At 63.0% G+C, this 18,636-nt stretch carries 18 protein-coding genes, 1 tRNA gene and 1 pseudogene; 17 read left to right on the forward strand and 3 right to left on the reverse strand.

Annotation, left to right across the window (positions count from 1 at the left end; all coding sequences use genetic code 11):
- Positions 1 to 35 precede the first annotated feature (35 nt).
- From infC to PXJ20_RS10705, 8 genes are all read left to right on the forward strand, one after another.
- Positions 36 to 557 carry a translation initiation factor IF-3 gene (gene infC / locus PXJ20_RS10670; protein WP_081601939.1) on the forward strand — a complete coding sequence of 174 codons (522 nt, stop codon included), beginning with the start codon at positions 36 to 38 and terminating at the stop codon, positions 555 to 557.
- A 311-nt stretch (positions 558 to 868) separates the two neighbouring features.
- The gene (rpmI, locus tag PXJ20_RS10675) at positions 869 to 1,066 is read left to right on the forward strand and encodes a 50S ribosomal protein L35 (RefSeq protein WP_004191477.1); all 198 of its coding nucleotides are present in this window, start codon (positions 869 to 871) and stop codon (positions 1,064 to 1,066) included.
- Between the two features lie 29 nt (positions 1,067 to 1,095).
- Positions 1,096 to 1,455, forward strand: a complete 360-nt coding sequence (rplT, locus tag PXJ20_RS10680) for a 50S ribosomal protein L20 (protein ID WP_017777778.1) — start codon at positions 1,096 to 1,098, stop codon at positions 1,453 to 1,455.
- A 206-nt stretch (positions 1,456 to 1,661) separates the two neighbouring features.
- The gene (pheS, locus tag PXJ20_RS10685; protein WP_017777779.1) at positions 1,662 to 2,675 is read left to right on the forward strand and encodes a phenylalanine--tRNA ligase subunit alpha; all 1,014 of its coding nucleotides are present in this window, start codon (positions 1,662 to 1,664) and stop codon (positions 2,673 to 2,675) included.
- Positions 2,676 to 2,796: 121 nt separating this feature from the next.
- On the forward strand, positions 2,797 to 5,229 hold the full coding sequence (pheT, locus tag PXJ20_RS10690; RefSeq protein WP_421030669.1) for a phenylalanine--tRNA ligase subunit beta: 2,433 nt from the start codon (positions 2,797 to 2,799) through the stop codon (positions 5,227 to 5,229).
- A gap of 56 nt (positions 5,230 to 5,285) precedes the next feature.
- On the forward strand, positions 5,286 to 5,699 hold the full coding sequence (locus PXJ20_RS10695; RefSeq protein WP_026122041.1) for an integration host factor subunit alpha: 414 nt from the start codon (positions 5,286 to 5,288) through the stop codon (positions 5,697 to 5,699).
- Between the two features lie 91 nt (positions 5,700 to 5,790).
- Positions 5,791 to 6,192: a MerR family transcriptional regulator gene (locus tag PXJ20_RS10700; RefSeq protein ID WP_421030670.1), complete on the forward strand. Its 402-nt coding sequence runs from the start codon at positions 5,791 to 5,793 to the stop codon at positions 6,190 to 6,192.
- A gap of 74 nt (positions 6,193 to 6,266) precedes the next feature.
- A tRNA-Pro gene (locus tag PXJ20_RS10705) sits at positions 6,267 to 6,343 on the forward strand.
- Positions 6,344 to 6,577: 234 nt separating this feature from the next.
- On the opposite strand, the pseudogene PXJ20_RS10710 reads toward PXJ20_RS10705, so the two are convergent.
- A pseudogene (locus PXJ20_RS10710) lies at positions 6,578 to 6,796 on the reverse strand (transposase); the annotation flags it as partial.
- Between the two features lie 261 nt (positions 6,797 to 7,057).
- Positions 7,058 to 7,984, reverse strand: a complete 927-nt coding sequence (locus tag PXJ20_RS10715; protein ID WP_413213538.1) for a LysR family transcriptional regulator — start codon at positions 7,982 to 7,984, stop codon at positions 7,058 to 7,060.
- A gap of 186 nt (positions 7,985 to 8,170) precedes the next feature.
- Here PXJ20_RS10715 and PXJ20_RS10720 point away from each other — a divergent pair, with 186 nt between their 5' ends.
- Positions 8,171 to 8,890: a type 1 glutamine amidotransferase domain-containing protein gene (locus tag PXJ20_RS10720; RefSeq protein ID WP_421030671.1), complete on the forward strand. Its 720-nt coding sequence runs from the start codon at positions 8,171 to 8,173 to the stop codon at positions 8,888 to 8,890.
- Between the two features lie 30 nt (positions 8,891 to 8,920).
- Here PXJ20_RS10720 and PXJ20_RS10725 read toward each other — a convergent pair whose 3' ends face one another.
- Positions 8,921 to 9,739, reverse strand: coding sequence for an IclR family transcriptional regulator (locus PXJ20_RS10725; RefSeq protein ID WP_421030672.1), 819 nt, complete (start codon positions 9,737 to 9,739; stop codon positions 8,921 to 8,923).
- Positions 9,740 to 10,038: 299 nt separating this feature from the next.
- On the opposite strand from PXJ20_RS10725, the gene PXJ20_RS10730 reads away from it, so the two are divergent.
- The 8 genes from PXJ20_RS10730 (at position 10,039) to PXJ20_RS10765 (ending at position 18,619) form a co-directional block, all read left to right on the forward strand.
- Complete coding sequence (locus tag PXJ20_RS10730; protein ID WP_413213540.1) at positions 10,039 to 10,398, forward strand: VOC family protein; 360 nt, start codon at positions 10,039 to 10,041, stop codon at positions 10,396 to 10,398.
- 31 nt (positions 10,399 to 10,429) lie between these two features.
- On the forward strand, positions 10,430 to 11,488 hold the full coding sequence (locus PXJ20_RS10735; protein WP_421030673.1) for an LLM class flavin-dependent oxidoreductase: 1,059 nt from the start codon (positions 10,430 to 10,432) through the stop codon (positions 11,486 to 11,488).
- 2 nt (positions 11,489 to 11,490) lie between these two features.
- Positions 11,491 to 12,609 carry a flavin reductase gene (locus PXJ20_RS10740; RefSeq protein WP_199541346.1) on the forward strand — a complete coding sequence of 373 codons (1,119 nt, stop codon included), beginning with the start codon at positions 11,491 to 11,493 and terminating at the stop codon, positions 12,607 to 12,609.
- 4 nt (positions 12,610 to 12,613) lie between these two features.
- Positions 12,614 to 13,492, forward strand: coding sequence for an alpha/beta fold hydrolase (locus PXJ20_RS10745; protein WP_421030674.1), 879 nt, complete (start codon positions 12,614 to 12,616; stop codon positions 13,490 to 13,492).
- 395 nt (positions 13,493 to 13,887) lie between these two features.
- Positions 13,888 to 15,099: a porin gene (locus tag PXJ20_RS10750; protein ID WP_421030675.1), complete on the forward strand. Its 1,212-nt coding sequence runs from the start codon at positions 13,888 to 13,890 to the stop codon at positions 15,097 to 15,099.
- A gap of 35 nt (positions 15,100 to 15,134) precedes the next feature.
- The gene (locus PXJ20_RS10755) at positions 15,135 to 16,574 is read left to right on the forward strand and encodes an MmgE/PrpD family protein (protein ID WP_421030676.1); all 1,440 of its coding nucleotides are present in this window, start codon (positions 15,135 to 15,137) and stop codon (positions 16,572 to 16,574) included.
- Positions 16,575 to 16,604: 30 nt separating this feature from the next.
- On the forward strand, positions 16,605 to 17,774 hold the full coding sequence (locus PXJ20_RS10760) for a CaiB/BaiF CoA transferase family protein (protein WP_017777793.1): 1,170 nt from the start codon (positions 16,605 to 16,607) through the stop codon (positions 17,772 to 17,774).
- Complete coding sequence (locus PXJ20_RS10765; protein WP_421030677.1) at positions 17,771 to 18,619, forward strand: FAS1-like dehydratase domain-containing protein; 849 nt, start codon at positions 17,771 to 17,773, stop codon at positions 18,617 to 18,619. Before PXJ20_RS10760 ends, PXJ20_RS10765 begins: the two co-directional genes overlap by 4 nt.
- The last annotated feature ends 17 nt before the right edge of the window (positions 18,620 to 18,636 follow it).

The raw sequence follows: 18,636 nt of genomic DNA on the forward strand, positions 1-18,636 counted from the left end.
CGGCTCGTTTTTTTAATTTTTAGAGGAAACGTAACATCGCTACTGAAAAGTCGCATCGCATCAACGGCGAAATTACCGCGCCCGAGGTGCGTCTCGTCGGAGTCGATAACGAGCCGCTCGGCATCGTGAAGCTTGCAGATGCTTTCCGTCTGTCGGAACAACAGGATCTCGACCTGGTAGAAATTGCCCCGCAGGCAGTGCCTCCGGTGTGCCGCCTGATGGACTATGGCAAGTTCAAGTACCAGGAAGCGAAGAAGCAGCACGAGGCGAAGCTCAAGCAAAAGGTCATCCAGGTCAAGGAAGTGAAGTTCCGCCCCGGGACCGATGACGGCGATTACCACGTCAAGCTGCGCAACCTCGTCCGCTTCCTCGAAGACGGCGACAAGACGAAGATCACGTTGCGTTTCCGTGGCCGCGAAATGGCTCACCAGGAAATCGGTATGCGCATGCTGGAGCGCCTGCGTACTGACCTCGACGAGGTGGGGCAGGTCGAGCAGATGCCGAAAATGGAAGGGCGCCAGATGATCATGGTGCTCGCTCCCAAGAAGAAGAAGTAAGCGCAGGGCAAGCGCGATGTGCCGCAAGGCACTTCGCTGCCGTGCGAAGCAGGTTAGTGCGCGGATTGTCGTTAGACGCTTCGCGCCAGCAGGTTCCGGAACGGCGCCCGCATCCTGTGTCGATCTCAGTGATCGGTGCGGCGACGGGCGTTTTTCCTGAAAGCGGCGGCCAGCATCACCGGCCGGCTGCATACCAAGTGGAGTGGGTTTCGAAGGGCGGGTGAAGGGCAAACGATGGTCCCGGGCTTTTGCATCGGGCGTTCGCGAGCCAACCGCACACCCATGTCCATCAAATAATGGAGTTGTCTGTCATGCCCAAGATGAAGACCAAGAAGAGCGCTGCGAAGCGCTTCGTGGTGCGTCCGGGTGGTACCGTTAAGCGCGGTCAAGCCTTCAAGCGCCACATCCTGACGAAGAAGACCACCAAGAACAAGCGGCACCTGCGTGGCGCTACGGCCGTTCACGATTCCGATCTGAACTCCGTGCGCGCAATGCTGCCGTTCGCGTAACCCTCAACCGATACTCATAGGAGCGAAACATGCCTCGAGTCAAACGTGGGGTTACCGCACGGGCCCGTCACAAGAAGATCATCAAGCTGGCCAAGGGTTACCGCGGCCGCCGCAATAACGTCTATCGCATCGCCAAGCAGGCGGTCATGCGCGCAGGCCAGTACGCCTACCGCGACCGTCGCAACAAGAAACGTGTGTTCCGCGCACTGTGGATCACGCGTATCAACGCGGCGGTGCGTCAGCACGACATGACGTACAGCGTGTTCATCAACGGCCTGAAGAAGGCGTCGATCGAACTCGACCGCAAGGTGCTGGCCGACATGGCTGTGTTCGACAAGGCTGCTTTTGCTGCTGTCGTCCAGCAGGTGAAAGCCGCCGTTGCGGCCTGATCGCTAACCAGGCGCTCAGGTATTGCGTGGTTGGTTGCAGCGAACATTCCGGCTTGCCGGTGACGCTGCAACAAAAACGGGGCTCCTCACCGAGCCCCGTTTTTGTTGGTCGAGCCAGTCGCGCGTGGGTGTCGGACCGGTCGTGCTCCGGCTCCGCTACGCCGTACTACAGACACTGAAACACTGACGTTGAAACGATGGGACCAATGGATCTGGACCAGATTGTCGCTGACGCGCAAAGCGCCTTTGCCGAGGCGCCCGATGTCAACACGCTCGAGAACGAGAAGGCGCGCTTTCTCGGCAAGTCGGGTGTCCTCACGGAACGCCTGAAGGGATTGGGCAAGCTTGACCCCGAAACGCGCAAGACCGAAGGCGCGCGCATCAACGTCGCGAAGCAGCAGGTGGAAGCGGCGCTGACGGCACGCCGTCAGGCGCTCGCCGACGCGCTGTTGAACCAGCGCCTCGCCGCCGAAGCCATCGACGTCACGCTGCCCGGTCGCGGCATGGGCGCAGGCAGCCTTCATCCGGTGATGCAAACGTGGGAGCGCGTCGAGCAGATCTTCGGCTCGATCGGCTTCGACGTGGCAGACGGTCCCGAGATCGAGACCGACTGGTACAACTTCACGGCGCTCAACAGCCCCGAGAACCACCCGGCGCGTTCCATGCAGGACACGTTCTACGTGGACGGCAAGGACAAGGATGGCCGCCCGCTGCTGCTGCGCACGCATACGAGCCCCATGCAGGTTCGCTATGCACGCACTCACACGCCGCCCATCAAGGTCATCGTGCCGGGGCGCACGTATCGGGTAGACAGCGACGCCACGCACTCGCCGATGTTCAATCAGGTCGAAGGCCTGTGGATCGACGAGAACATCAGCTTTGCGGACCTCAAGGGCGTCTACTCCGATTTCCTCAAGAAGTTCTTCGAGCGCGACGACATCCTGGTGCGTTTCCGGCCGTCCTACTTTCCGTTCACCGAGCCCTCGGCCGAGATCGACATGATGTTCGAGCAGGGCAAGAACGCGGGCAAGTGGCTGGAGATTTCCGGTTCGGGGCAGGTGCATCCCACCGTGATCCGCAACATGGGCCTCGACCCGGAGCGCTATATCGGCTTTGCCTTCGGTAGCGGTCTCGAGCGTCTGACCATGCTGCGTTACGGCGTGCAGGACCTGCGTCTGTTCTTCGAGAACGACCTGCGGTTCCTGAAGCAATTTGCCTGACCCGCGATACGACCGAGCGGCTGCGCCCGTGGACCGGGCCGCGCCGCCCACTGGCCGGCCGCGCTGCAACGAGGCGAGTCGCGCGGCGCCGTGCTCCTAACCTGTTGGAACGTACAGACTCATGCAATTCCCGGAATCCTGGCTCAGAACCTTTGTCGATCCGCAGCTCACTACCGAAGAGCTGTCCCATGCGCTGACGATGGCTGGTCTCGAGGTTGAGGGGCTGCGCCCGGCTGCGCCGCCCACGTCGAAGATCGTGGTGGGGCGCGTGCTGGAAGTGGTCAAGCATCCGGACGCGGACAAGCTCAACGTATGTCAAGTCGATGCCGGCACGGGCGCGACGCTGAACATCGTCTGCGGCGCGCCCAATGTGGCGCCCGGCATCAAGGTGCCCGTCGCGCTGGTGGGCGCGCAGTTGCCGCCGGCGGAAGAGGGCGGCGCGCCGTTTGCCATCAAGCTCTCGAAGCTGCGCGGTGTGGAGAGTCAGGGCATGCTGTGCTCGGCGCGTGAGCTGAAGCTTTCGGAAGATCACAGCGGCCTGTTGATCCTGCCGGAAGACACGCCGATCGGCCAGGACATCCGCGAAGCACTCAATCTCGACGACACCGTCTTCGAAATCAAGCTCACGCCGAACAAGGCCGACTGCCTTTCCGTCTTCGGCATCGCGCGCGAGACCGCAGCCATCACCGGTGCGCCGTTGAAGGCGCCGCAGTTCAAGGCTGCCGAAGTGAAGCTTGCCGATACGCTGCCGGTACGCGTTTCCGCGCCCGATCTGTGTGGTCGCTTCTCGGGTCGCGTGATTCGCGGCGTGAACGCGCGCGCGAAGACGCCGCAGTGGATGGTGGCGAGGCTCGAACGTTCGGGTCAGCGCAGCATCTCGGCGCTCGTCGACATCTCGAACTACGTGATGCTCGAATTGGGCCGGCCTTCGCATGTGTTCGATCTCGACAAGATTCACGGTGCGATGGACGTGCGCTGGGGCCGCAAGGGCGAGACGCTCAAGCTCCTGAACGGCAACACCATCGAAGTGGACGAGGCCGTAGGCGTAATCGCGGACGATCACCAGATCGAAAGCCTCGCCGGCATCATGGGCGGCGACAGCACCGCTGTTACGCTCGATACGACGAACATCTACCTCGAAGCCGCCTTCTGGTGGCCGGACAGCATTCGCGGCCGCTCGCGCCGCTTCAACTTCTCCACCGACGCGGCGCATCGCTTCGAGCGCGGTGTGGACTGGTCGACGACGGTCGAACACATCGAATATCTCACGCAGCTCATTCTCGGTATCTGCGGCGGCGAGGCCGGCCCGGTTGACGACCAGGTCGTCAATGTGCCGAAGCGCGAGCCGGTGAAGATGCGCGTGTCGCGCGCGAACCGGATCATCGGCGTGCAGATCGGCGCGGACGAAATCGCGCAGATTTTCATGCGTCTCCGTCTTGCCTTCGAAAGCGACGGCGAGACGTTCTCGGTGACGCCGCCCGCGTATCGCTTCGACATCGAGATCGAGGAAGATCTGATCGAGGAAGTCGCCCGCATCTACGGTTTCGAAAAGATTCCGGCGCGTCCGCCGGTTGCGTCGAACGTCATGCGTCCCACTCACGAGACGCAGCGCTCCGTGCACGACATTCGCCATGCACTTGCCGCGCGCGACTACGCGGAGACGGTCAACTTCAGCTTCGTGGACGCCGAATGGGAGCACGACTTCGCCGGCAACGACAAGCCCGTGCGTCTGCTGAATCCCATCGCGAGCCAGCTGTCCGTGATGCGCACCACGCTGTTCGGTAGCCTGATCGGCGTGCTGCGATACAACCTGAACCGCCGCGCCGAACGCATCCGCGTGTTCGAGGTGGGTCGCGTGTTTCTGCCCGATGCCTCCATTGCTTCGGGCGAGATGACCGTGGAAGGTTTCGCGCAGCCCAAGATGGTCGGCGCGCTGGCCTATGGCTCTACTGCGGACGAGCAGTGGGCGTCGCCCACGCGTGCCGTCGATTTCTTCGACGTGAAGGGCGACCTGGAAGCGTTGCTCGCACCGACCGTGGCGCGCTTCGTCAAGGCCGAGCATCCGGCGTTGCATCCGGGGCGTTGCGCGCGCATCGAAGTGGACGGGCGCGCAGTGGGCTGGATCGGCGAACTGCATCCGCGCTGGATGCAGAAGTACGATCTGCCGCACGCGCCGATCCTGTTCGAAATCGAAGCGCAGGCGCTCATGCAGCGTGCGCTGCCGAGCCCGACGGACGTGTCGAAATTCCCGCCCGTGCGTCGCGACATCGCACTCGTGGTCGACCAGAAAATCGAGGTGCAGGCGCTTCTGGACGAGATGCAAAAGGCCCTTCAGGAAGGTCCCGCGAAGATCGTTCAGAGGGTTGCGTTGTTCGACGAATTTCGTGCAAAATCAAACACTTCCGGTGGTATGGCTGCGCACGAGAAAAGCCTTGCCTTCCGGGTGACCTTGCAAGATACTGGCGGGACCCTTCAGGACGAAACGGTCGATCAGGCCATCAAGTCTCTGGTGGATCGCCTGGCTCGAGTCTATGGCGCCCGGTTGCGCGGATAACCGAAACGGCAATTCGCGCATAGCAGCTTACTGGTTCGCGCGCCATTCATAGCTACATGAACGAAATGAACTCGAGCGATTTCGAAGCCCTTCTTGCGGCGCAACGCAGCGCCATGATTCGCGACATCCCGACATCAACGGCCCCCGCCTCCACGGAGACGCCTACGCTTACGAAGGCTGAACTCGCCGAATTGCTGTTCGATAATGTCGGGCTCAACAAGCGCGAAGCGAAAGACATGGTGGAGGCGTTTTTCGAGGTGATCCGCGATGCGCTGGAAAGCGGCGAGAGCGTGAAGCTCTCCGGCTTCGGCAACTTTCAGCTGCGCGACAAGCCGCAGCGGCCCGGTCGCAATCCGAAAACCGGCGAGGCCATTCCGATTGCGGCACGTCGCGTCGTCACGTTCCACGCCAGCCAGAAGCTGAAGGCGCTCGTCGAGAACGGCGCCGACACGAGTTACGCGCGCAACTAGACGTTGCGCCGCGGCGCCATGCGACGCGCGGCGCAACCGTGGCGAACGCCCTTCGCAGCACCTCTACCAACACCACGACGGCTAACCGGCGATGACAGCGACAACTGAAAAAGTCGTCTTGCCTCCGATTCCCGCGAAGCGTTATTTCACGATCGGAGAGGTGAGTGAGTTGTGCGGCGTGAAGCCGCACGTGCTGCGGTATTGGGAGCAGGAGTTCACGCAGCTGAAGCCCGTGAAGCGGCGGGGCAACCGACGCTACTATCAGCATCACGAGGTGCTGCTGATTCGCCGGATTCGCGAACTGCTTTACGAGCAGGGGTTCACGATCAACGGCGCGCGCAACCGGCTGGACTCGCGTGGCGATGTGGTGGAAGAGCCTGTGCGCGAGATGGACAGACAGGTGCATGCGGTAACGGCAAAACCGGCATCGAGCGTCGATGTCGAGCAACTGCGTCGCGATCTGCTCAACGTGCTCGACGCGCTGAGCCATTAGCCGGACCGACGTTGCGGTAAGTTCGTACGTAAAGGTTCTAAACGCACAAACACTCTGTTATACTTTTGTGCTTTCGGGGCGTAGCGCAGCCTGGTAGCGTACCTGCATGGGGTGCAGGTGGTCGGAGGTTCAAATCCTCTCGCCCCGACCAGAACAAGCCCGCGTAATCAACAGGTTACGCGGGCTTCTCTTTTTGCGCTCTTGGGTATGTCGTCGTCCCTGGTAACGGTTGCCTTCTCGTTGCCTGGACATTCCCCGGTAGCGACATCGCCGGCACCCTCACGCTGCGGATTTGCCATATCGAGGCTAGCATGTGACCGCGATGACGCACTGAACTAGTTGTGCTTCGTTCGGCTCGTGCGGAATATCGTCCAACGCGGACGGAATCGCGCTCGGCAAACATCTTCTTCAGCCGCGCATTCTCTTGCTCGAGTTGCTTGAGCCGCTTCACATCGGCGGCTTCCAGCCCGCCGAAATGCTGCCGCCAGTTGTAAATGGTTTGCTCGCTGATCCCGTGCTTCTTCGCGGCCTCAGCGACCGGCGCCTTGTCCGCCTCGCGCAGGATGGTGACCATCTGTTCGTCGGTAAACCGGCTCGTCTTCATGACTTCCTTTTCTCCGTTGGAAGCCATTCTCTCAAGTTTCAACCGGTCCGAAAATTCCAGGGCAGGTCAATCTGGCAGACCGCCTGCTCTCGGTCGTCAATCCTTCAAGACGGTCCGGGTCGGTGCTTACCGAAGCAGTATCCACTTCGGCCTTTCGGGCTAAACGATGCGTGGTGCTGTGCAGCGCGCCGACAGCGGCTCTGAACGACCCGCAAGGGGCGGTGGAGACTGCGGAAAGTGGGTGTTCGCGCCATCGCTTGACTACGTATAGCTGGCGCTTGGGCCATGTAGCGTCTCCTCGCAATTGTCCAGCAACTGACACAATGCGTCGAAAACCACGCGGACCCGTGCCGGTACCGGTATCCGGTAGGGCCGGTATACATACATGACGGCGGCGGCAGGGCGCAGTTTTTCTAGAACGGGGACAAGGCGATTTTCACGCAACAGCGGCGTGGCGAGATGCCCTGGCAATTGACCGAAACCCATGCCGGCCAGCACGGCCTCGCATTCCGCTTCCGGATCGTCCGTGACGAATACCGGATTCGTGGGTACGAAAGGCTCCACGCCATTGAGTAGCCAGGGCCATGGGCGGCCGGTATTGCGGTCGATCAGCATGGTGAGCGGAGCCTTCTCCAATGCCGTCTGGTTTTCGGGTTCACCCCATCGTGCCACGAGTTCCGGCGAGCCAGCAATCACTAGCGATGCGCCCGATACCGCTCTCGCGACATGGCTGCTATCGCGCATCGGCCCGATGCGTACGCCGATGTCGATCCGTTCGTCCACGACATCGGCGAGCACTTCCGACAAACGTAAATCCACGACAAGACCCGGATGACTCGCGACGAGCGGCGCGAGCCCCGGTGTGATAACGCGCCGTCCCAGTGAGGTCGGAGCGGCAATCCTCACCGTGCCGGCGAGCTCGCGAGGGGCGTGGTCGGCACCATGCGCAAAGATTTCGTCAATGCCTGCAATCGCGGCTGCGCTCTTCGAGGCGAGCTGCTCGCCGACGTGTGTGAGCCGCACCCCACGCGTGCTGCGATGAAAGAGCGGCTCGCCGAACTCCGCTTCCAGTTCCCGTATAACGCGCGTAATGACCTGCGGCGACACGCCCATTCGTGTGGCAGCTGCCCGGAAGTTAGCACTTCCGGCGGCTACACAAAAAATTCGCAACGCTTCGAATCGGTTCATGCGCTTCTCCACATGGCGTTCCGGATACAGGAATTGAGAAATCGCGGTGCATTCATTTACGCGATTACCGGCACGGTCGACACTAGCCGACGCATACCCGATCCACTGCCTGATGGCCGCTGCTCCACATTTCCTGACGAAACTCGGGCCGGCTCTACGGGCATCACTTCAAGGCGAACAACGCACATGCATTCCATCCTGATGATTCTGACTGGCGCGACAACATGGACACAGAAAGACGGCACGCAACGTCCAACCGGCTTCTGGGCCGAAGAGTTCGTCACGCCGCATGACATCTTCATACGGGCCGGCGCCCGCATCACGCTGGCTACGCCAGCCGGCAAGCCGTCGATTGTCGATGCCCTGAGCCTCTCGCCGCAGGGCAATCACGGTGATACCGAAAAAGTCGCCGAACTGGCGTCTTACCTCGAGCGCTTTGCCGACGCCCTACGCGCGCCATTGCCCACCGAGAACGTGAACGCTGCCGACTTCGACGCCGTGTTCGTGCCGGGCGGACACGGCCCCATGCAGGATCTCGCAGTCGACGCAGGCGTAGGCAGGATCCTGCAAGCGGCACTTCATAACGAGCGACAGGTCGTTGCAGCGGTATGCCACGGGCAGGCGAGCTTTCTGTCCGCGGGCGACGCTCAAGACTGGGCGTTCAAAGGCAGAAGAATGACCGCCTTCACCAACGATGAAGAGACGCAAGTCGGCCTTGCCGCCAACGCACCCTGGTTGCTGGAAGATCGCCTCCGCGCTGCCGGGGCCTTGTTCGAAGCGGGCGCGCCGTGGAGCAGCCACTTAGTGATCGACGGCAACCTCGTCACGGGGCAGAACCCCGCATCGGCGGGCGCGGCCGCTGAAGCGGTGCTGCACCGGCTTGCGTCGCTCGCTGTCTGCGCTTGAGCGCACTGCGCCGGCCCGCGCGCGACCGCATCAGTTCGCCGCGTTGCTTTGCGAGCGGGGCCGACCGCCCAGCAGGGCGGTCGCCAGCGCCGCAGACTCGAGCAGGGCGACCACATGCTTTGACCCGGGCTCGAAGTCCAGCACGGTGTCGGCCCCCACGAGGCTGATGACGAACTTGACGTCGCCGGTCCAGTTGATGACCGGCGCCGCAATAGACGCGTAGCCCGCAATGTCCGAACGCCGCATGGTTGCGTAGCCGTTCGCCTGCAGTTCATGCATCACGTCCGCGTGGAATGTTTGGATCGCGTCGCCGCCTGCTTTGCGCGAGGCCAGTTCCTGTTCGAGAAACGGTCGCGTCACGGCGAGCGGCAGGCTCGCAGCGAACACCTTGCCTGCTGCCGTTGAGAGCAACGACATCAGACCCGTGCGTAGCTCGAATGCGCCGCGCTGCTGTCCTTCGAGTTTGAAGAGGCTCAACACGCCGTCGGTCGTCCACATCGTGATGGCGCCGCTGCACTGTGTGGCGTCGCGCAACTTTCCCAATTCGCCCCGCACCACGTCGAAGCCGTCGATCTGCCGCGTTGCGCTGACCCCCAGCATCAGTGCCGCCGGGCCAAGCCTGTAGTAGCCCGGTTTCTCGTCCGCCGCGGCAAGACCCGTGCGCACGAGGCTCACGAGATAGTTGTTTGCGGCACTGGGTGTCATCTCCGCGCGCGTCGCGATCTCTTTGAGCGGCAGGGCCTGCTGCGTGTTCTGCAATGCCATCAATAGCCGGAAAGCGATTTCGACGGACTGAATACCGCGTCGCTCGTTCTTTTCAACCGGTTCTGAAGTGTCTGGTTGTTCCATTTCTCGTCAATTCCAGCAAGTCAAATGCATGCGTTCGTCTAGGGATTAACCCGGGCCTCGCGCGCAAGCCATGGCGCGCGCCGCGGCGCGCAACCCCTGCTCCCACAACGTTTTGCGACCGATCCCCGCATTTTTGCACGGGTTGAGCACCTGGCGCCCTTGCATTGACAGGGCGCGCGCACGGCGCATAATACAACCATACACCACGCGTTCAACAATATACCACGAACGCCGACGCAAGAACAGTGCGGCCGCATCGGGCCGCGACGGCGGTCGTTTCCCAGTCAGGAGAAGCAGGCATGGCGATCCAGAAGATTCAAAGCGTCTACACGGTCGTCCGCGACATGGACAAGGCGCAGGCGTTTTACGAGCGTGCTTTAGGGCTCACGCTGAAGTTTCGGGACAGCTCGAAATGGCTGCAGTTCGGCGTGGGCGGCTCGAACTTCGCGCTGAGCTCCGTAGAGGAGGCCGCGCCGGGAGCGACAGGCAGCGTCGTCGTTTTCGAAGCGGACAGCGTCGACGGAATTCGGGAGCGCGTCGAAGCCGCCGGCGGCGAGTTCGTTTCGGAGCGCGACATGGGCTCGCACGGCAGGGTGCTGGTCTTTCTCGATGCCGAAAGGCAGATCTTTCAGGTTTTTTCCCGGCAGCCATCCGCGTGATAGATAGCCCGGACATCAATAAGGAACCCTCATGAAATTCGGCATTTTCGATCAAAACGACAGGAGCGGCCGTCCGCTCGCGCAGCAGTACGAAGAGCGTCTTCAGCTTGCGGAGCTGTTCGACGCCAACGGTTTCTACTGCTATCACACGAGCGAGCATCACGCGACACCGCTCAGCACGACGCCGTCGCAGAATGTGCTGATGTCGGCTATCGCGCAGCGCACCCGCCATCTCCGGCTCTGTCCGCTCGTTTATCTGCTGCCGATTCATCATCCGGTGCGACTGGCGGAAGAAATCTGCATGCTCGATCACCTGAGCCACGGCCGCTTCCAGTTCGGCATTGGCCGCGGCGCGTCTCCGCATGAACTCGCGGCAATGGGCATCGATGCCGCGAATGCCGGGAAGATGTACGCGGAATCATTCGACGTCATCGCACGGTTCTTCACTTCGGACAGGCTGAATTTCGCGGGCCAGTTCTGGCAATTCGACGACGTCCCGGTAGAGATCAAGCCGCTGCAACATCCGCATCCGCCGGTGTGGTATGCGCTCGCGTCGCCGGATTCGACGGTGTGGCCCGCGCAACGCGGCATCAACATCGTGTGCGGCGGTCCGGTCGAACGAATCCGCGCGGTTACGGACCGTTATCGCGAAGAGTGGAGCAAGACGCACGATGCTCACGACGAGTTGCCGCTGATCGGCGTGAACCGCTACATCATCGTGGCCGATACGGACGAGGCCGCGCTCGAGATCGGTCGCAAAGCATGGCCGACATTCTTCGGCAACTTCATCCGGCTGTGGCGAAAGCACGGTACGGAACCCGTCAACGCAAAGCTGCCGCCCGACTTCGACTCGCTGCTTGCGAGCCGTCACGCGGTGGTGGGCTCGCCCGAAACGGTCACGAAGGAACTCGCCAGCCAGATCGCCGATGGTGGGCTCAACTACCTGATCGGCAGCTACGTGTTCGGCGACATGGCGCACAGCGACGTCGTGAAGTCGGTGAATCTGTTTTCCGACCATGTGATGCCGCATCTAAAAGACCTGGGGCAAGTCGCTTTGCGCCCTGTCCTCGAAGAAACGCAGCGGGTGTGACCATGAGCGATACGAGCCGGTTCGATGCGAAGGAACTGCGCCAGGTGCTCGGCTCCTTCGTGACGGGTGTCACGGTGGTCACGACCGCCGATGCCGAGGGCAAGCGCTATGGTGTGACGGCCAATTCGTTCAGCTCGGTATCGCTCGATCCGCCGCTGGTGCTGTGGAGTCAGGCGACGAAATCGCCGAGTCATCCGGTCTTTCTCGAAGCGCCGCGCTTCGCGATCAACATTCTTGCCGAGGACCAGATTGAGTTGTCGAATCGCTTCGCGTCATCGGGCATCGACAAGTTCGCAAACGTCGAGACCGACAGCGGCAAGGGCGGGGTGGCGCTGCTGCGCGGCTGTTGCGCATGGCTGGAGTGCAAAGTCGTGTCGCGGCTGCCGGGCGGCGACCACGTGATTTTCGTCGGAGAGATCGAGGCGTTCCGCCGCACGGCCCGCAAGCCGCTCGTATTCGGCGGAGGTCAGTATCTGGTTGCCGATCCGCACGATTTCGGCAAGCCGCCGCCAGGCATCTCGACGACTGTGCAGTCACAGTTGCACGCGATGCGGCTCGGCGCGCGCGCCATGGCGCGTCTTGCGAAAGACTTCGATCAGACGCTCGCGCTCGCCGTATGGGGCAATCATGGACCGACTATCGTCGCGTGGGAGCCGTCGTCGGAGCCCGTCAGCCCGCAACTGCCGGTGGGACTCACGCTGCCCGTGATGTCGACGGCGACCGGCGTCGCGCTCGCGGCTTATCTGCCGCCGGAAGCGACGAACCGCTTTGTCGGCGCCGAACTGATTGCCGCTTCGGCGGGCGAAGTGGACTGGCCGGCCACGCCGCAGGCGTGGGCCGACGAACTGGCAAGCGTGCGCCTGCACGGGCTCGCGAGGCGTACGCCCGGAGCGTTCTACGGCGCGCACACGATCATCCACGCATTGAGCGCACCGGTGCGCGGCGCGGATGGCACAGCGGTGCTCGCGATAACGGCGGTAGGCGACGCGGCGCGCTTCGAGCCAGAATTCGACAGCCCGTTTGCCCGCGCGCTGCGCTCGACCGCAGCCGATCTGTCGCGTCGGCTGGGCTACGTCGGTCAGACGGAATCGCCGGATCTTGCACACGCCGCCGAGGGTTGATGCGATGCCGAACCTCTCTTCTGCCGATCTCGCCTTGCTCGAGGCCGATCTTCCGCCCCCGATGCGCGTGGAGGTCGACTCTGACCGTTATGCGACGGAACGTGGTTATGTCGAACTGCGCGCAAGCGGGCCGGCTCGCGCGCCGGTGATCGTGTGCCTGCATGGCATCGGCTCGAACTCCGCGGGCTATCGCGCGCAGCTCGCGGGTCTGTCCCACCGGTTTCGCGTCATTGCCTGGAATGCGCCGGGCTTTGGCGCCAGTACGCCGCTCGCCATGGCCGAGCCCCCCGCCGACGACTACGCCGACGTGCTTCTGAGTCTGCTCGACCAGTTGCAGTGCACGCGCATGGCCGCGTTGGTCGGCAGCTCGTGGGGAAGCGTGATCGCGATGGCGTTCGCTGCGCGCTACCCGCATCGGCTCGGGCGGCTCGTGCTCGCGGCACCCAATACGGGGCGTGGCCGGTTGGCGGGCACGACAAGGGACGAAGCGCTCGCACGCATGCTCGATTCGGGTAGGACACCTGACGGAGCGTCACGCGCAGCGGTGGTGGCTCGCCTGCTCCCGGCCGATGCGACGTCGCAAGTACGGGAACGGGTGGCTCAACTGCGCGATGCGGTGACGCCATGCGGATGGGCACAGGCGGTTCGAATGCTGTTCTCCGTGCACACGCCTTCTCTCGTCGGTGATATCCGATGCCCGATCGACATGCTCGCTGGTGCGCGCGACACCCTGGCTCCAGTCGAACAGCATGCGTTGCCGTTGTGCGAAGCCGCTCCCGGAATCCGGCTTCACGTGTTCGAAGACTGTGCACACATGCTGAAGCTCGAAGCCCCGACGCGCTTCAACGCCATCGTCCGCGATGCGGCTGATCGCGCAGGCTGACAGGGCAACCCTGACGGACGCCGCAACGACGTCCGCCAGACAAAACAGATGGAGACGAACGTGCAAACGGATTCGACTACGCCTGCGCGCAGGCACGGGTGGATGGCTGCGATGTTGTGTGTCATCAATGCGGTCGCGTTCATCGACCGCAGGGCGCTGCCGCTTTTGATTCAGCCGAGTCGGCAAGGTGAGTGGACTGCATTTTTCCCGTGTTCTGCGCGGTGGGCATGATTTGCCTCCTTGGTGTCTCAAGGCAATTGCACCGAGAGTCCGGGCACGAACCTGAACTGGCGCAGACCGGCTGACATGCGAAATGCGCCGTACCCGCACGGCTGGCGACTGATGGCCAATTGAACCGCGGGAAATCACAAAAAAAATCTATCTTGGAGACATGAATGAGGAAGAGACTGATAGCGGCCGGTGCGCTAGGGATGTTCGCGGCCGCCGCCCATGCGGAGTCGAGCGTGACGATCTATGGAATATACGATGCGGGCCTGCGCTACCTTCACGAGGCGAACGCCGCGGGCCAAAGTTCGGTAAGCATGGGCTCGAACGGCACGTCGACGCCGAATCGGCTCGGCTTCAAGGGCGTCGAGGAACTGGGCGGCGGGTTGAGCGCGCACTTCAACCTCGAAACGGGCTGGAACGCAGGCAACGGCGCGCTCGAATCGACAACCGGCTCACCCATCACGGGCAACTGGGCGTTGTTCCAGCGGTTGGCGATTGTCGGAATCTCGCACGCGCGCTGGGGAACCATCGACCTCGGCCAGAACTACAGCGTGGGCTGGCGCACGAGCTACGACTACGATCCGTTCAACTATCGTTATCCGACCATCGATCCAGTCAGCGCCATCGTGCCTGGCAGCAGCGTCTTGCAAGTGACCGCCGGCGTGCGTTTCCACAACGATGTTCAGTACACCGGCGTGTTCGGTCCGATCACCGTGCGGGCCGAACACGCGTTCGGTAACGTCGCGGGCGCCGTTACGGCCAATACGGCGACTGCGGGATCGCTCGCATACAAGTCAGGGCCGTTAGTGATAGCGGGCTCGTATACCACTCGCAAGATCGCGACGACGGGCGGTGTCTTCACCGGTGCGCCAGCGGTTGCGGGGCCGCCGGCCGTTGCCGGCGAGCCCACCGTCAACGCGAACACGCCCACCTATGCGGACCGCTCGTGGTCTGCGGGCGCCGCGTACAGATTCGGATCTGTACGAGTGTCAGCCGGCTACAACGACGAGCGCCTTGCCGGGGCGCTCAACAACGTCGTCGCCGGACTGCCGTTGACGCCGGCGCAAGGCGACACACGTGTGCGGGGCGGCTGGTTCGGCGCAAACTGGACTGTGTCTCCATTCTTCAATCTGGCGGCCGGCTGGTTTCGCACCCTGGTCGATACGCCGATCGCCCGGGCAGCGGGCGCCGCCTCCGGAACCAGCGGCAAAAAGGATCTGCTGATGTTCGCGGCGACCTGGTCCTTGTCGAAAACCACCTACCTGTATGGCGAAATCGATAGAACCGCGCTCTCCGGAAACCAGGTGCTCGGCTATGGCACGAAGACGACGCAGCGTCATCCGCTGGGCGTTTCAACGGGGCTTGTCGTGGCATTTTGAACCGCTGCAAGAGACACATTTTTGAAGGAACGGTTATGACTGATGTGCTGAAAGGGTTGTCGCGCTTTGCCGCCGAGGCCGCGTTCGACGATCTGCCGCATGCGATCGTGCACGAAGCGAAACGTGTGCTGCTCGATTCGATCGGTTGCGCGCTCGCATCGATATCGTCGGAGAAGGGGCGGCTGTGCATCGCGCTGTCCCAGCGGCTCGGCGGCCCGGCCGAGGCGTCCATCATCGGTGTGGCAGGCAAGGTGTCGCCCTGCAACGCGGTGCTCGCGAACGGCGAACTCATCAACGCGATGGATTACGACGCGCTCGTGATTCCAGGTGGCCACGTGTCGCCCTACGTCGTACCGCCCGTGATGGCGATTGCCGAGCAGCGCAACGCTTCGGGCAAGGACCTGATCCTCGCGACGGTGCTGTCGCACGAAGTGGCGATGCGCGTTACGCGCGGCATGTCGCCGATGATCCAGGTGTTCGCCGAAGGCCCCGACGCGCAGCGCTACGAATGGACGACACCGTACGGCGGCTCACGGTTCAACGTCGGTGCTGCGGCGGGTGTCGGGCGCTTGCTCGCGCTCGACACGCAACGGATGACGCACGCGCTTGGCCTCGCAGGGCATTACACGCAGGTGCCGACGCACGGCAAGCTGTCGTACAGCGTGCCCACGTCGATGGTGAAGTACGGCACGCCGGGATGGCAGGGCACCGGCGCGATCGTCGCCTGCTATCTCGCCGAAATAGGCTACCTCGGCGACGAGACGCTGTTCGACGGCGTGAGTGGCCTATGGCGCTTCACGGGAAGCGATACCTGGATGCCGGAACGCGTGCTGCCGGGTCTGCACGACGAGTGGCTCTTCGCCGAACAGCAATACAAGCCTTATCCGTGCTGTCGCGTGCTGCACTCGAGTCTCGACCTGTTCTACCGCATGGTGGGGCTGCATGGATTCACGCCGGACGACATCGACAGCATTCGTGTGTTCGGCCCGCAATACTGCGAAAAGCCGCATCTGCAAAACCGCATCATCCGCAGCGCAATCGACGCTCAGTTCAGTGCGGCGTACAACTTCGCGGTCGCCGCGCACGGGGTAACGATCGGCCACGAGTGGCAGGACGACGCCACGATGCACGACGCGAAAATTCTCGCGTTCATGGACAAGGTGACGTGTGAAGTACACCCGGAATACACGCGTCGGCCGCTCGCGGATCGCTTGATGAGCCTCGGTCGCATCGAAGTGAGCGCGAATGGCCGCACGTACACCGACGAGACAACGTTCGCGTACGGCACGCCACGCCCCGGCTTCGAAATGGACGATGCCGCACTGATCGGCAAATTCAGGCACAACGCGCGACGCGTGCTGACGCCGGCGCAGATCGATTCCGCCGTCGACGCACTGATGGATCTGGAGAACGTGCGCGCGGTATCCGGCTTGATGCGGCATATCGTGCCCGCGCACGGCAGCGACGCGACCTGACTCACAGAAAGCAAGGCAAGGAGAGATCACATGTCCGCATCGGCGGCAAAGCAGATGAACACGAAACCACTGGAAGGGCTTCTGGTGGTCTCCATAGAGCAGGCGCTGGCCGCGCCGCTGTGCACCGGCCGGCTCGCCGAAATGGGCGCGCGCGTCATCAAGATCGAACGCGCGGAGGGCGACTTCGCGCGCGGCTACGACGACGCGGCGAACGGCGAGTCGTCGTACTTCGTCTGGACCAATCGCGGCAAGGAGTCGCTCGTCCTCGATTTCAAGCAACCGGAAGATGCAGCATTGCTCAAACGCATCGTTTCGAGGGCGGACGTCTTCGTCCAGAACCTCGCGCCCGGCGCACTCGCACGTGCCGGCCTCGACAGCGCTGCGCTGCGCAGGAGCAACCCGCGGCTCATCACGTGCGACATCACCGGTTACGGCGAAGGTGGCGCGAGCGCGCTCAAGGCCTACGACATGCTGGTGCAATGCGAGAGCGGGCTCGTGTCGATCACGGGCACGCCCGAAGGGTACGGACGCATCGGCGTGTCGATCTGCGACATCGGCGCGGGCATGAACGCCACGATCGCGGTCCTTTCGGCCTTGGCGCTGCGTGAACGAACGGGGGCGGGCACGGGCGTCGCGGTATCGCTGTTCGATGGCGCTGCCGACTGGATGACGATTCCTTATGTCCACGAAATGTATGGAAAGGGCGCGCCGACGCGGCAGGGCGTGCGGCATCCGTCGATTGCGCCCTATGGTGCCTACACGACGCGCGATGGTCGCGACATCGTGATCAGCATCCAGAACGAGCGCGAGTGGCAACAGTTTTGCGCCGTCTTTCTGCGCGCGCCCGATGTTGCGAACGACGAACGCTTCGCGACGAACAATGCGCGCGTGCGAAACGGCGCCGCGCTCGATGCCGTAATCGCCAGGGCATTTGCATTGCTGGATGTCGAGCAAGTGCTGCACCGGCTGACCGAAGCCAACACGGCATTCGGACAGGTACGCTCCGTTGCGGAAATGGCGAAGCACCCGGCTCTTCGTACATGGCCGATGCAGGTGGGCGACTGCGAACTCGACCTGATTGCGCCGGCCGTGCGCGCGCCGTGGGACGCGCAGCGATTCATGCCGGCACCGCGGTTGAATCAGCAGGGAGCCGCACTACGCGAGGAGTTCGCAGACGTAGCGATAGGAGAACCGTCATGAGTCGTGTGGATATGGCGCATCTGAAGCAATGGGTCGGCAAGGAGATGTCGGATGTCGATACGTTGTCGGTTCGTCACGCGCACCTGATGGCCGCCACGCTGGGCCTTGATCCCGCCGCCCTGGTCGAAGGCGTGCCGCTGCCGCCGCTATGGCACTGGATCTACTTCCTGAGCGGCTCTCCGCCGTCGGAGCTCGGGCGCGACGGTCATCCGGCACGCGGCGGCTTCCTGCCGCCCGTGCCGCTGCCCAATCGCATGTGGGCAGGCGGCCGGCTCGAGTTTCTCGCACCGCTGCCGTTGGGCGCGAGCGTCGAGAAGCGTTCGCGGATCGTCTCTGTCGAACACAAGCAGGGGCGCAGCGGCGAACTGGTATTCGTCACCGTACGGCATGACGTGCTACATGAAGGCCGCACCGCAATCAGCGAGCATCACGATATCGTCTACAAGGAAACGGCGCCGCCAGGCCCGCGCCCGCCTTCGGCCGCGACTGCCATGCCCGCGGCGCAGCACAGCAGGCGCTTCGAGCCTACGTCGACCACCTTGTTTCGCTATTCGGCGCTGACGTTCAACGGCCACCGTATTCATTACGACGTCGACTATTGCCGCGAGGTGGAGGGCTACAGCAACCTCGTGATTCACGGCCCGCTGCACGCGACGCTTCTGGCCATGTACGCCGAAGAGATCGCGGGTAAATCGCTCGCGACGTTCCGCTACCGCGGCATGCAGCCGAGCGTGCTCGGCACCGTGCTCACGATCAACGCACACGCGAGCGGCAGCGATGCAACGGTCTGGACGGCACTGCCGGACGGCAGCGTATCCATGCAGGCCGACGCGACGTTCGGCTGACGTTCTGCTGACTTAAG

The sequence above is a fragment of the Paraburkholderia sp. A1RI_3L genome (assembly GCF_048957895.1).
Classification (GTDB): domain Bacteria; phylum Pseudomonadota; class Gammaproteobacteria; order Burkholderiales; family Burkholderiaceae; genus Paraburkholderia; species Paraburkholderia kururiensis.